This is a genomic window from Flexivirga caeni (assembly GCF_003724155.1).
GTDB classification, from domain to species: Bacteria; Actinomycetota; Actinomycetes; order Actinomycetales; family Dermatophilaceae; genus Flexivirga; species Flexivirga caeni.
The window spans coordinates 17,483-30,119 of the sequence record NZ_RJJQ01000024.1; the positions used below are offsets into that span (position 1 = coordinate 17,483).

Genomic DNA, 12,637 nt, shown 5'->3' on the forward strand with positions numbered 1-12,637 from the left:
TCAACTCAGCGTGCGCGCCATCGCCAGCTCCCAGCGACCGTCTCGGCCGAGTTCGCGTTCACCGGTGAACGCGAATCCACCCCGCTCATACGCTCGTATGCCGCGAGGGTTGTCCGCCATCACCCACAGCGCAAGCCTCCATGCGCCACACCCCACGGCCACGTCGGCGCACGCCGCGAGCAGCAGGTCCACCGCCCCCGTGCCCCGCGCATCCGGGTGCAGCCACATGCCCATCACACACCAGCCCGCGTCGAACTCGTAGGCTCCCGCGATCCCGACGTCTACGCCGTCGCGAACCGCGAGAAACGTCGCCGGGCGCTCAGCACGCCTGCGCCACTCGCCCTCATCGAAGGCGATCTCGCGCTCGTAGGTCGAGCCGAACATCTCGGGCGCATCCTGCAGCGCCGCCAGGCGCACCGCGCGGTAGCGCTCCCAGCCGTCGGGCTCCACCCGCACGACCGACACCTCGGGCAGCTCGCAGTGCCTCGCGGCCTTCACCGCACCTCGTGTCCGGCGGCGCGCAGGGCGTCCTTGACCTCGCCGATGGTGAGCTGACCGAAGTGGAAGACCGACGCCGCCAGCACCGCGTCCGCACCGGCGTCGATCGCCTCGACGAAGTGCTCCACGCGTCCGGCTCCCCCGCTGGCGATGATCGGCACGTGCACCTCCGATCGCACCGCCCGGATCAGTTCCAGGTCGAAACCGTCCTTGGTGCCATCCGCATCCATCGAGTTCAGCAGGATCTCACCCACGCCCAACTCCGCTGCGCGAGAGCACCATTCGATGGCATCGAGATCCGTCGACTTGAGACCACCATGCGTGGTGACCTCGAAATTGCCGTGTTGCGAACGCCGTACATCGGCGGACAGCACGAGCACCTGCGCCCCGAACCGGTCGGCGATCTCGGCGATCACCTGCGGCCGGGCGATGGCGCCGGTGTTGATCCCCACCTTGTCCGCGCCGGCACGCAGCAGCCGGTCGACATCGTCGACGGTGCGCACGCCGCCGCCGACGGTGAGCGGGATGAAGACCTGCTCCGCGGTGCGGCCGACGACGTCGTATGTCGTCTCCCGGCCGGCCGAACTCGCAGTCACGTCAAGGAAAGTCAGCTCGTCCGCGCCCTGGCGGTCATAGCGCTCCGCGAGTTCGACCGGGTCGCCGGCGTCACGTAGGTTCGCGAAATTGACGCCCTTGACGACACGTCCGGCATCGACGTCCAAGCAGGGAATCACGCGCACCGCAACCGACATGGCAGCAGCGTAGCCGTGCCCCGCAGCGCCTCTCCCGGTTAGGTTCTCTGGTGTGTATGACGACTCACCGCACCTCGACCGGGTGGCCGCGCTCGCGCGCGCGGCCGCACGCCGGCCTGTCGTCATTGCGGTCGACGGCCGCAGCGGGGCCGGCAAGACGACCTTCGCCGAGCGGCTCGCGGACCGGCTCGAGCGTTCGCTCGTGATCCATGTCGACGACCTGTGTCCGGGGTGGGACGGCTTGGCCGCCATACCCGCGTTGCTGACCGCCCAGGTGCTGGTGCCGCTGCGGCGGGGTGAGCCCGCGGCATACCGCCGATTTGACTGGTACGCAGACGAATTCGCTGATCTCGTGCCACTTCCGGAGACTGCAACCGTCATTGTGGAAGGTGCTGGAAGCAGCGTGTCACCCGCGCGCGGCTATGTCGACGTCCGGGTCTGGCTGGAAGCCGGCGAACCGGAACGCAAGGAGCGTGCGCTGGCCCGCGACGGTGAGACCTACCGCCCCAACTGGCGCCGCTGGGCCGACCAGGAGGACCGGTTGTTCGCCGCCGACGACACCCGCGCGCACGCCCACGTCGTCGTGCACACCACCTGACACCGCCGGCTAGTCCGCGCCCCCGGGCGTCCGGTTGTTGACCTCGACCAGTGCTGCCAGCCGGCGTGCCTCGGCCTCGGCGAAGGTGCCGTCGGAGCGCTGCACGGCCATGACCGCGAGCGTCTCGGTGTCACTGAGCTCCAGGGTCAGCCAGGGCGCGCCGTTGCCGAACTGCACATTGACGATCTCGGCCCACTCCAGGTGACGCGAAACGATCAGGTTGCGCACCTCCAGGCCTCGCGGCGTGGGTGTCGCGCGCACCAGCGCATAGCGCAGCAGGAATGCCGCGACAGCCACCGCGAAGACGACCATCGCGACCGAGTCCGGCGTGTTCCAGCCGGTGACCCCACCGCGCGGGATCCGCACCGCGACCACCGTGAAGACGACGACCAGGGCCACCGCGACGGTCAGGCTGACGAAGCGCGACCGCCGTGGCCGGAACGTCGCGTAGGCGTCCTGCTGCCCTCCGGTCACAACCGGCACGCCGCGATCTCGGTGACCAGGATCGCGCGCGCACCGATCTCGTAGAGCTGGTCCATGACGGTGTTGGTCGACCCGCGCGGCACCATCGAACGCACCGCGACATATCCCTCGCGGTGCAGCGGCGAGACGGTCGGCGACTCGAGGCCGGGCGTCAGCGCGCACGCCCGCTCGACCAGTTCGACCCGGATGTCGTAGTCCATCATCACGTAGCGGTGCGCTGTCTGGACGCCCTGCAGCCGCCGGACGAGTATGTCGACCGTCGGGCTCGGCTCGGTTCGCTCCTGCGGGCGGATCAGCACCGCCTCACTGTGCAGGATCGGCTCCCCGAAGACCGCCAGTCCGGCATTGCGCAGGGTGGTCCCGGTCTCGACGACGTCCGCGATGACGTCAGCGACGCCAAGCGTCACCGCGGTTTCGACCGCACCGTCCAGGCGGACCACGGTCGCCTCGAAACCCTTGTCCGCCAAGTCTTTCCGGACCAACCCGGGGAAGCTCGTCGCGATCCGCTTGCCGCCCAGTTCGTTCGTCGAGGTGACGTCTCCCGGGCGCGCCGCGTAGCGGAAGGTCGACGCGCCGAAGCCGAGCTGCATGACCTCGCACGCCGGTGCACCCGAGTCGAGCAGCAGATCGCGGCCGGTGATGCCCACGTCGAGGTGACCGCGGCCGACATACACGGCGATGTCGCGCGGTCGCAGATAGAAGAGCTCGACCTGCTGCTCGGCGTCGACGACCACGAGCTCCTTGGCCTCCCGGCGGACCCGGTAGCCGGCCTCGCGCATGATCTGCGCGCTGGCGTCGGCCAGGGCGCCCTTGTTGGGCATGGCGACGCGCAGCCGCTCAGAGGTGGGCATAGACGTCCTCCAGGGTGATGTCCTGGGCAACCATCAGCACCTGCAGGTGGTAGAGCAACTGGCTGATCTCCTCGGCCGCGCGCTGCGTGCCCTCATGCTCGGCCGCCATCCACACCTCGGCGGCCTCCTCGACGATCTTCTTGCCGATGAAATGCACCCCGGCGTCGAGTTCGCGCACGGTGCCGGAATCGGCCGGCCGGTCCTGGGCTTTGGCAGTCAGCTCCGCGAAAAGCTGCTCGAACGTCTTCACGTCGGTCAAGGCTAGTTGCTGCCGGCCCGCGTCCGGCGACCCGGACCACTCCCCGAACGCCGCGCAGCGCCCGTGACCGCGTGCAGCAGATGCGCGCCGGCTCCGGCTGCAGGGCGCCGCACCCCGAAGTAGCGCTCGATCCAGTCGGCGGTCGCCAGGTCCTCGACCGCCGCGAAGCCGCGATCGGCGAGCAGGCAGCGCATCTCCTCCGGTGTGTATGACGACAGCCACGGCTCGCCGAGAGCAGCCACTCGGCTGGCGCGCGCGGCTCGGACCTGCGCGACGCGCCCGCTGAGGTCCTCGGTCGGTTCGGGGTAGTCGAAGACGAGATCCACCGGAGCCGTCGCAAGTCCGGACAGTTCGGAGACAGTCGCCTCGATCGCGGGCCTCGTGAGATAGACGAGGACGCCGAGCCAGACGACGACCACCGGCCTGGCCGGGTCAAGGCCGGCCGACTGCAGCGCAGCGTGCACCGACTGCGTCTCGAAGTCGACGCCGACGTATGCGACGGGCAGCGTGGGAAAGATGCCTTCGCGCGTCAGATGCTCCCGTTTCCACGCGCCGGTCGCGGGATGGTCGACCTCGAAAACCCGCACCACGTCGTCGGATTCAGGACCGCCTCGGTATGCCGTGGTGTCCAGCCCCGCACCGAGCACCACGACCTGGACCGGATCGCCGGCACGTTCGGCCGCGCGGCGCACGACGTCACGCGCGAACTGGTGGCGCGACGCGATGAAGAAGCGCATCCCGCGCCGCTCGGGATGCCGCGCGACGTCCTGCTCGATGCGGCGCCGTGACCACCCGGTCATCGGCACCGCCATCGGATCGTCGAAAACGCTTGCTCGGTCGACGATCTGGTGTGCTGCCCGATGCATGGCAGCCGACCAGGCCGTGCGGCTCGGCTTACCCGGAATCATCGCCGCAGGTTAACCTTCGCCGCTGGACGGCGCCTCAGTCCCGGCGAGCGTCACCGCGGTGGCAACAGCAGCTGTCGCCGCCTCAAACCCCTTGTCCTCGGCCGATCCCGGCAGCCCGGCGCGGTCGAGCGCCTGCGCATCGTCGTCGCACGTCAGCACCCCGAAGCCGACCGGCGTGCCGGTGCGCACCGAGACCTCAGTCAGTCCCGTGGTGGCCGCCGCACACACATAGTCGAAATGCGGTGTGCCACCGCGGATCACGACGCCGAGCGCGACGAGGGCGTCATACGACGGGGCGAGGCGGGCGCACGCGACCGACAGCTCGAACGTGCCGGGCACCCGGATCAGCGGCGCCCCCTCGATCCCGCACGCCGTCAGTCCGCGCTGCGCACCATCGACCAGGCCGTTCATGACCTGCTCGTGCCACGACGCGGCGACGATCGCCACCCGCAGCCCTGACCCATCCGCCACCGTCACCGGTGCTCCCTCTCCGCTCACGACGGCCCCCTCCTTCGTCGGGTTCCGTCGTTCGCCCCGTGTTCTTTGGTCGCTCCGCTCACGACGGGTCCTTCCTTCGTCGGGTTCCGTCGTTCGCCCCCGTGTTCTTTGGTCGCTCCGCTCATGCCGGGTCCTTCCTACTCGTGGAATAGGCCACCGATGGACTCGCTCCCGCGTCACCCAGCCGGTGGCCCAGCCGGTCCCGTTTGGTGTCGAGATAGCGACTGTTGTTGACCGTGCGACCGGTGAGCAGCGGCACCCGCTCGACCGTCAATCCCAGCGCCGCCAGCTGCGTCTCCTTCTGCGGGTTGTTCGTCAGCAGCCGCAACGACGTGACACCGAGATCGCGCAGGATCGCTGCAGCCGCACCGAACTCGCGGTCGTCGACCGGCAGCCCGAGCTCGGTCTGCGCGTCCACGGTGTCGAGTCCGGCGTCCTGCAACTCGTAGGCGCGCAGCTTGTCGAGCAACCCCACCCCACGCCCCTCGTGCCCGCGCAGATAGATCAGCACGCCACCCTCGGCGCCGATCAGGCGCAGCGACTCGGCGAGCTGCGGCCCGCAGTCGCACCGCGCGGAGCCGAATGCGTCGCCCGTCAGGCACTCCGAATGCACCCGCACCACAGGCGATTCCGTCGGTATGCCGTGCTGCGACACGAGCGCGACGTGATCGTGACCGGTCAGCAGGTCGTGGTAGCCGAACATCGTGAAGGTGCCGTTCGGTGTCGGCAGCTTCGTCCGCGCCTGGCAGACCACCCGGTCGTGACGCCTGCGCCATACGACCAGGTCCTCGATCGTGATCACCGCCAGCCGCTCGCGCGCAGCGAGCAACTCCGCGTCGCGCAGCCGCATCATCGACCCGTCGTCATGGACCAGTTCGACGATCGCACCCACCGGCGCGCAACCCGCCAGCCGCGCCAGATCCACCGCGGCCTCCGTGTGTCCGGCGCGCTCCAGCACCCCGCCGTCGCGCGCACGCAGCGGGAAGACATGGCCTGGACGGGTGAAGTCGACCACCTCCGACGCCGGGTCGGCCAGCGCCGCAAGCGTTTTCGCACGTTCGGCAGCGCTGATGCCGGTCGTCAGGCCCGTTGCGTCGACCGAGACCGTGTATGCCGTCCCCTTCGGGTCCTGGTTGTCGCGCACCATCGGCGGCAGGTCGAGCCGGTCCGCGATCGCGTGCGTGATCGGTGCGCAGATGACGCCTGACCCGTGCCGCACGGCCCAGCCGACCCAGCGTGCATCGGCGTGCTGCGCCGCCATCACGAGGTCGACCTCGTTCTCCCGGTCGGCGTCGTCGGCGACGAGCACCGGTCTGCCGGCTGCGATTTCGGCGAGTGCGGTCTCGATGGTGTCGGTCATGTCGCTACCGCCTTGGTCGGAGTAGGTGCGGTGCTCTCGGACGACTGGCGGGTGATGCGCAACCAGACGAAGAAGCCCCAGATCACGAAGCATGCGTAGACGGCATACAGGACGGCTGACGGGTAGTGCTTGAAGTAGATGAGTTCCGGCACGCCCACCAGGTCGACGGCGATCCACGCCAGCCAGAAGTCGGTCCAGCCACGCGCCATCGCGTAGGTGGCGACGATGGACCCGACGAAGATCCAGGCATCGGCCCAGAAGTACCAACCCGGAGGCGACCAGCCGACGCCGATGAGACGCGACAACCACTGGCACACCAAGACACCGACAATCCAGAACCCCACATAACCGAGCCGCTCCGCGCCGGTCGCCCACCGTGGTTGCACTGCCGGGGTGTCCTGACCGGCGCTGTTCCGGGTGCGCAACCAGGCCCACCACCCGTAGACAGAGGTAATGATGAAGAAGACCTGACGGCCGGCCTGGCCGTACATGACGTGATCGCCGCCATTGGTCGCACCGAATCCGAAGAAGACGACGAACAGCAGAGCATTGCCCACGATGCCGATTGGCCACGCCCAGACCTTGCGCCGCATGCCGCCGATCGCAGAGCCGAGTCCGAAGAGATTGCCGATAATCTCGGTCCAGAGGACTTCCTCATTCCCGATGCGCTGTGACGCCTGCGCCATCCACTCGAACCAGTTCACCGCTGCCCTCCCTGCACACCGAGCATGCGCTCCACGTACTTGGCCAGGACGTCCACCTCGATGTTCACCGGGTCCCCGACGGCTCGCTCGCCGAAGGTCGTCAGCGCCAGCGTCGTCGGGATCAGGCACACCGTGAAGCTGTCGTCGCGCACGCCCGCCACGGTCAGCGAAACCCCGTCGAGCGCGACCGACCCCTTCTCCGCGACGTATGACGCGAGCCGCTCCGGCAGCGACAGCCGCAGCTCGGTCCAGTGCTCGTGCTCGGTGCGGTCCTGCACCTCGACGACGCCGTCGACGTGTCCCTGCACGATGTGACCGTCCAGCCGCCCGTCAGCCCGGACCGCGCGTTCGAGGTTGACGTGTCCTCCGGGAACGAGTGCGCCCAGGCTGCTGCGGTCGAGAGTCTCGGCCATCACGTCGACGGTGAATTCTTCGGCGTCGTGGCCGACCACGGTCAGGCAGACACCGTTGACCGCGATCGACGCACCGTGCTGGACGCCGTCGAGGACGTGGTTTGCCTGCAGCGTCAGTTGAGCGGAATCCCCTTGGCGCACCAGGTCTTTCGCTGTGCCCAGCTCTTCGACAATGCCGGTGAACATGTCACTTCCTCCGATAGGTGAGGCGTAGGTCGTCATCGATCCGCACCAGGTCGTGCAGGGTCCAGGTCGGGGCGTCCGCGAGCGTGCGCACGCCGAAGTCGGCGACTGCGGGGGCACCTGCGCCGAGCAGGAGCGGGGCGGCGTAGACGATCGCCTCGTCGATCACGCCGGCCCGCAGGAACGCGGCGGCCAGCATCGGCCCGCCTTCGAGCAGCACGGACCGGATGTCGCGGGCGTGCAACTCCCGGAGCACGACAGCGGGATCGTGAGTCCGCAGCTGCACAGTCGGGGCTGCGCCGTCCAGGACGTGTGCGGCTGCCGGAAGCTCGCGATCGCCGACGACCACCCGCAGTGGCTGCCAGCCGAGGGTCGCACCATCCGCCGTGCGTGCCGTGAGTCGCGGATCATCGGCGAGCGCCGTGCCGGTGCCCACCACGATCGCGCCGACTCGCCGGCGCAACTCATGCACATCGGCCCGGGACCGCTCGTTGCTGATCCACTGGCTGGTGCCGTCGAGGGCAGCCGTCCGGCCGTCCAGGCTCATCGCGAATTTCCAGGTCACCCAAGGCCGTTCGTGCGTGACGGCAAAAGTCCAGGCGGGGTTGAGAGCTTCAGCCTCCGGAGCCAGCACTCCGCCATACACCTCGACTCCGCTGTCGCGAAGCAGTGCCGCTCCCCCGCGCGCCGCCGGGTTGGGGTCCCCCTGGCCGAAGACGACCCGGGCCACGCCTGCGGCTCGGAGCGCCTCGGTGCACGGGCCAGTCCGGCCCTGGTGCGCACACGGCTCCAGGGTGACGTATGCCGTGGCGCCCTTCGCCCGCTCACCCGCCTCAGCGAGCGCGATCACTTCGGCGTGCGGCGTGCCGGCACCGGCATGCCAGCCGCGACCGACGACGATGCCGTCGCGTTCGATGACGCAGCCGACCCGCGGGTTGGCATCGGCGATCGGGCCACGGACGGCGAGATCGAGGGCAGCACGCATCGGCTGCTCGAAAGCTGCGGGTGTTGGCACCGCTCGCCACTCCTTCCGGTCCGGTCTCACCGGCTCCGGGGGTGACGGGCGATTGCGGAAGACACCGGCATCGGTGTCGTCGCCGCCTCAGACGTGCCCGAGGGCACGCCTGACGTGCTGCCTCCCATCCGGACTGTAACCGTCGGTCCTGGAGTTCCACCAGGTCAGCCGACTGCCGAAGCAGCCGGGTCGCGGACTATCACCGCCGGCTCGGAATTTCACCGACCCCGGAGCACGTTCGCAACCATTCTGACACAGCCGTCAAGCCCGCTCCCCGCCAGCATCACCCACCTGTCGGCCGACCGACGCTCCACCACACCCGATCGAGCGGCACACATCTGCATTGACCGGCACACTTAATGGGCCCGTTTTTCTGTGCCGCTCGAGACGGTTGTGTACCTCTCGATCAGGAGGGGTGCGCGCAGGCAGTTGCGAGGTCGCGCAGCTGATCCACGGCCGCGGCCGCATCCTCGGCGCCGTACACCGCTGAGCCCGCGACGAATACGTCAGCACCGGCCTCCGCACATTGCTCGATCGTGGCAGCCGAGACTCCCCCGTCGACCTCGATGAGGATCTCGCCGCCGCGCCGCGCCACCGCTTCGCGCACCTGGCGCACCTTCGGCAGCTGATCGGCCATGAAGCTCTGCCCACCAAAGCCGGGCTCGACGGTCATCACCAGCACCATGTCGACGACGTCGAGCAGCTCCTCGTACGGCGCAAACGGCGTGCCGGGCTTGAGCGCCATACACGACCGGGCGCCGGCAGCCCGCAGATCCGCGGCGAGCTTGCGCGGATCGTGCGCCGCCTCGATGTGGAAGGTCACGCTGTGCGCGCCGGCCTCCGCATACGCCGGCGCCCACCGATCAGGGTCGTCGATCATCAGATGGCAGTCGAGCGGGATCGGCGTCACCCGCAGCAGTGCTTCGACGATCGGCAATCCGAGGGTGAGGTTGGGCACGAAATGGTTGTCCATGACATCCACGTGCGCCCAGTCGGCATTCGCGATGCGCTGCAGATCACGCTCCAGGTTGGCGAAATCGGCCGACAGGATGCTTGGTGCGATCAGCACGCTTCCTCCAAAGCTCTCAGGTGGTGAATGCCGTTGTGGTCGTGTGGTTTTCAGCTCGTCACAGTCTTGCGCAGCAGTGCGAAGAACATGGCGTCGGTGCCATGCACGTGCGGCCACAGCTGCACCGTCGGGCCGTCGCCGAGGTCGCTGATCTGCGAGCCGGACGCGTCCCGGAACAGTCCGCGCGCGTCCTCGACGGTCGCGTCGCCTCGCCCTTCGGTCACCGAGTCGACCACCGCCGTGGTCTCCGCGACGTGCGGGCTACAGGTCACATAGGCGACGACTCCACCCGGCTTGGCCGCATCCAGTGCCGAGGCCAGCAACTCGGCCTGGATCGCCGTCAGCTCGCCCACATCAGCGGGTGTGCGGCGCCATCGTGCCTCCGGACGGCGACGCAGCGCGCCGAGCCCGGTGCAGGGCGCGTCGACGAGGATCCGGTCGTAGGTGTCCGGTTCCTCGGCACCCAGCTCGCGCCCGTCACCGGTGCCGATCATCACTTCGGCGCCCGCGTCGATTGCGGCACGCATGGTGCGCCGGACCAGCTCGGTCCGGTGCTCGTTCACCTCGTTGACGAAGACCGTCACGTTCTGCTGAGAAGTCGAAAGTGCTGCCAGCAGAGCGGCTTTCCCGCCCGGCCCGGCGCACAGGTCGAGCCACTCCTGTGGGCCGTCGCCATCCCGGGGCGCCGCCGCAAGCGCGAGCGCCACCAGTTGCGAACCCTCGTCCTGCACCGCTGCGCGGGTCTGCCGCACTGCGGGTATGTCGGCGGGATCTCCGCCGGGCAGGACCGCCCCCACCGGTGACAGCTGTGACGCCTCGGCGCCCGCCTCGACCAGCTCGGCCACCGTCGCCAGCCCCGGCCGGGCGACCAGCGAGACCGCGGGCGCCGCGTTGTCGGCTTCCAGCAGCGCGACCAGAGCATCCTCGAGGTGCGCCTCGTCGGTGACGCCCCCCGAACGCAGCGAGCCCCGCAATGCGCGCACCACCCAGGCAGGGTGCGAGTGCTCGACCGCGAGCGCTTCGTCCCGTGGCCGGCCGGCGGTGACCTCGCGGATCCATTCCTCGCGGGTGCGCTCGGTGATCCGCCGCAGCACGGCGTTGACGAAACCCGAGGCACCCGTGCCGTTCACCTCGCGAGCGAGCGCGACCGTCTCGGACGCGGCGGCGTGCGGCGGCACCCGCATCCCGAGGATCTGGTGGGCGCCCAGCCGCAGTGTGTCCAGCACAGGCGGGTCGATCTGGCTGACCGGGCGACCGGAGGCGAACTCGATGATCGCGTCGTAGAGGCCGCGCATCCGGATCGCGCCATACGTCAGCTCGGTCGCGAACGCCGCGTCCCGGCCGTGCAATCCGGCCGCCCGCAACACCTTCGGCAGTTCCAGGTTGGCGTAGGCGCCACCTGCCACCGCACGACTGACCTGCCAGGCGGCCTTGCGGGTCGGGTCACCTCCGCGGCGGCGATCCGCGGGTCGCACGGCCGTGCGGTTCTTGCCGCCGGCCCGGCGGGACTCCGGTCGCTGCCGGCCGCGCTCGTCGCGGTAGCCGCCGCGCTGCTGTTCATCGTTCACGCGAGGGTCTCTCCTTCTGCGACACGCACACCACGTGCCCAGTCTGCTGCCGGCATTGCCTTCTTGCCATGCGGTTGCACCGTGTCCAGGCGTATGGCGCCCGTGCCGGTCCCGGCATACACCGCGTTCTTGGTCGCGTGCAGCGCACCCGGCGCGAGGGCCACGTCCTCGGGCGCGCGTGGTTCCGCCCGGATCACCTTGAGCCGTGCACCACGGAAGGTCGTCCACGCACCCGGCGCCGGCGTGCAGCCGCGCACACGCCGGTCGATCGCGAATGCCGGCTCCTGCCAACGGATTTCGCCATCGGCAACGGTGAGTTTCGGGGCGAGTGACACACCATCGGCAGGCTGCGGCACCGGCGTGATCGCACCGTTCTCCAGCCCGTCCAGGGCGGCCACGAGCAACCCGGCGCCGGCGTCGGCCAGCCGGCCGAGCAGGTCGCCACTGGTGTCCGTCGGGCGGATCGTCTCGGTCATCGTGCCCAGGATCGGACCGGTGTCCATGCCTTCCTCCAGCAGAAACGCCGTTGCACCGGTCACCTCGTCGCCGTGCAGGATCGCGTGCTGCACCGGCGCCGCACCGCGCCACGCGGGCAGCAGCGAGAAGTGCAGGTTGACCCAGCCGAAGCGCGGCACGTCCAGCACCGGGCGCGGCACGATCGAGCCGTAAGCCACCACCGGGCATACGTCGGGCTCCAACTGCGCGAGCTCGACCGCGAACCCGGGCTCCTTGGCGGAGCGTGGTTTCAGCACCGGCAGGCCGAACTCAGCCGCGACCGCGGCCACGGGCGACGGGCGCAGCGTGCGACCGCGGCCGGCCGGCGCGTCGGGGCGAGTGACGACACCGACCAGCTCGTGCGGGGATGCGGCAATGGCCCGCAGGCTCGGCAGCGCGGCTTCCGGGGTGCCGGCGAAGACGACGCGCATCTCAGGCTCCGTAAGAGGGGTTCGCGTGCGGGCTGTCGCGGATGATCGGACCGGGCAGCCCGGCCCATTCGGCGGCACGAATCTCCTTCAGCGCCAGGCGACGCTGCTCCTTGTCCAGCCGGTCGATGAACAGCACGCCGTCGAGGTGGTCGGTTTCGTGCTGGATGCAGCGTGCCAGCAGGTGACTGCCTTCGAGCATGACGGGCTCGCCATACATGTCGACGCCGTGCGCGACCACCGAGAGCGCGCGTGGGGTCGGCCAGGAGAAGTCCGGGATCGACAGGCAGCCCTCGTCGTCGGTCTCCTGCTCACGGGACAGGTCCAGGTCGGGGTTGACCAGATGGCCGACCTCGCCGTCGACGTAGTAGGTGAAGACGCGCAGCCCGACGCCCAGCTGCGGCGCGGCGAGCCCTGCGCCGGGTGCGTCCAGCATTGTCTCGGTCAGGTCCTGCACGAGAGTGCGCAGCTCCTTGTCGAAGACGGTGACGGGCGCGGCGGGGGTGCGCAGCACCGGGTCGCCATACAGCCGGATGGGGGTGATCGACATGAAAC

General features: G+C 69.6%; 16 protein-coding genes and 1 riboswitch. Of the genes, 1 reads left to right on the forward strand and 15 read right to left on the reverse strand.

The window, feature by feature from the left end:
- Window positions 1-498, reverse strand: coding sequence for a GNAT family N-acetyltransferase (locus tag EFY87_RS18285; RefSeq protein ID WP_123272924.1), 498 nt, complete (start codon window positions 496-498; stop codon window positions 1-3).
- Window positions 495-1,250: an imidazole glycerol phosphate synthase subunit HisF gene (gene hisF, locus EFY87_RS18290; RefSeq protein WP_123272925.1), complete on the reverse strand. Its 756-nt coding sequence runs from the start codon at window positions 1,248-1,250 to the stop codon at window positions 495-497. Before hisF ends, EFY87_RS18285 begins: the two co-directional genes overlap by 4 nt.
- A gap of 52 nt (window positions 1,251-1,302) precedes the next feature.
- Between hisF and EFY87_RS18295 the strand changes: the two genes are divergently transcribed.
- On the forward strand, window positions 1,303-1,848 hold the full coding sequence (locus EFY87_RS18295; protein ID WP_123272926.1) for a nucleoside/nucleotide kinase family protein: 546 nt from the start codon (window positions 1,303-1,305) through the stop codon (window positions 1,846-1,848).
- Window positions 1,849-1,857: 9 nt separating this feature from the next.
- On the opposite strand, the gene EFY87_RS18300 is transcribed toward EFY87_RS18295, so the two are convergent.
- The 13 genes from EFY87_RS18300 to def form a co-directional block, all read right to left on the reverse strand.
- Window positions 1,858-2,331 carry a PH domain-containing protein gene (locus tag EFY87_RS18300; RefSeq protein WP_245988746.1) on the reverse strand — a complete coding sequence of 158 codons (474 nt, stop codon included), beginning with the start codon at window positions 2,329-2,331 and terminating at the stop codon, window positions 1,858-1,860.
- A complete protein-coding gene (gene hisG / locus EFY87_RS18305; RefSeq protein WP_123272928.1) occupies window positions 2,319-3,182 on the reverse strand; it encodes an ATP phosphoribosyltransferase in 864 nt (287 codons plus the stop codon). The genes EFY87_RS18300 and hisG overlap by 13 nt, the downstream gene beginning before the upstream one ends.
- Window positions 3,169-3,432, reverse strand: coding sequence for a phosphoribosyl-ATP diphosphatase (locus EFY87_RS18310; RefSeq protein WP_123272958.1), 264 nt, complete (start codon window positions 3,430-3,432; stop codon window positions 3,169-3,171). The genes hisG and EFY87_RS18310 overlap by 14 nt, the downstream gene beginning before the upstream one ends.
- Window positions 3,433-3,443: 11 nt before the next feature.
- Entirely contained in the window at window positions 3,444-4,349 is a 906-nt protein-coding gene (locus tag EFY87_RS18315) for a class I SAM-dependent methyltransferase (RefSeq protein ID WP_123272929.1), read from the reverse strand.
- A 9-nt stretch (window positions 4,350-4,358) separates the two neighbouring features.
- Complete coding sequence (gene ribH, locus EFY87_RS18320; protein WP_123272930.1) at window positions 4,359-4,847, reverse strand: 6,7-dimethyl-8-ribityllumazine synthase; 489 nt, start codon at window positions 4,845-4,847, stop codon at window positions 4,359-4,361.
- Between the two features lie 121 nt (window positions 4,848-4,968).
- Window positions 4,969-6,207: a GTP cyclohydrolase II gene (ribA, locus tag EFY87_RS18325; protein WP_123272931.1), complete on the reverse strand. Its 1,239-nt coding sequence runs from the start codon at window positions 6,205-6,207 to the stop codon at window positions 4,969-4,971.
- On the reverse strand, window positions 6,204-6,911 hold the full coding sequence (locus EFY87_RS18330) for a nicotinamide mononucleotide transporter family protein (protein WP_342769142.1): 708 nt from the start codon (window positions 6,909-6,911) through the stop codon (window positions 6,204-6,206). Before EFY87_RS18330 ends, ribA begins: the two co-directional genes overlap by 4 nt.
- Window positions 6,908-7,510, reverse strand: a complete 603-nt coding sequence (locus EFY87_RS18335) for a riboflavin synthase (RefSeq protein WP_123272932.1) — start codon at window positions 7,508-7,510, stop codon at window positions 6,908-6,910. Before EFY87_RS18335 ends, EFY87_RS18330 begins: the two co-directional genes overlap by 4 nt.
- Window position 7,511: 1 nt before the next feature.
- A complete protein-coding gene (gene ribD, locus EFY87_RS18340) occupies window positions 7,512-8,522 on the reverse strand; it encodes a bifunctional diaminohydroxyphosphoribosylaminopyrimidine deaminase/5-amino-6-(5-phosphoribosylamino)uracil reductase RibD (protein WP_425459373.1) in 1,011 nt (336 codons plus the stop codon).
- 110 nt (window positions 8,523-8,632) lie between these two features.
- Window positions 8,633-8,762: riboswitch (FMN riboswitch) on the reverse strand.
- A 166-nt stretch (window positions 8,763-8,928) separates the two neighbouring features.
- Entirely contained in the window at window positions 8,929-9,591 is a 663-nt protein-coding gene (rpe, locus tag EFY87_RS18345; RefSeq protein ID WP_123272934.1) for a ribulose-phosphate 3-epimerase, read from the reverse strand.
- A 50-nt stretch (window positions 9,592-9,641) separates the two neighbouring features.
- Window positions 9,642-11,159: an RsmB/NOP family class I SAM-dependent RNA methyltransferase gene (locus tag EFY87_RS18350; RefSeq protein WP_123272935.1), complete on the reverse strand. Its 1,518-nt coding sequence runs from the start codon at window positions 11,157-11,159 to the stop codon at window positions 9,642-9,644.
- Entirely contained in the window at window positions 11,156-12,085 is a 930-nt protein-coding gene (gene fmt, locus EFY87_RS18355; protein ID WP_123272936.1) for a methionyl-tRNA formyltransferase, read from the reverse strand. Before fmt ends, EFY87_RS18350 begins: the two co-directional genes overlap by 4 nt.
- Before the next feature lies 1 nt (window position 12,086).
- A complete protein-coding gene (def, locus tag EFY87_RS18360) occupies window positions 12,087-12,632 on the reverse strand; it encodes a peptide deformylase (protein ID WP_123272937.1) in 546 nt (181 codons plus the stop codon).
- Window positions 12,633-12,637 lie beyond the last annotated feature (5 nt).

What these genes read in the sequence shown, in the direction of transcription:
- def (WP_123272937.1), bottom strand. Translation starts at nt 12,632, where the DNA reads ATGTCGATCACCCCCATCCGGCTGTATGGCGACCCGGTGCTGCGCACC.
- ribA (WP_123272931.1), bottom strand. Translation starts at nt 6,207, where the DNA reads ATGACCGACACCATCGAGACCGCACTCGCCGAAATCGCAGCCGGCAGA.
- hisG (WP_123272928.1), bottom strand. Translation starts at nt 3,182, where the DNA reads ATGCCCACCTCTGAGCGGCTGCGCGTCGCCATGCCCAACAAGGGCGCC.
- EFY87_RS18315 (WP_123272929.1), bottom strand. Translation starts at nt 4,349, where the DNA reads ATGATTCCGGGTAAGCCGAGCCGCACGGCCTGGTCGGCTGCCATGCAT.
- fmt (WP_123272936.1), bottom strand. Translation starts at nt 12,085, where the DNA reads ATGCGCGTCGTCTTCGCCGGCACCCCGGAAGCCGCGCTGCCGAGCCTG.
- hisF (WP_123272925.1), bottom strand. Translation starts at nt 1,250, where the DNA reads ATGTCGGTTGCGGTGCGCGTGATTCCCTGCTTGGACGTCGATGCCGGA.
- EFY87_RS18335 (WP_123272932.1), bottom strand. Translation starts at nt 7,510, where the DNA reads ATGTTCACCGGCATTGTCGAAGAGCTGGGCACAGCGAAAGACCTGGTG.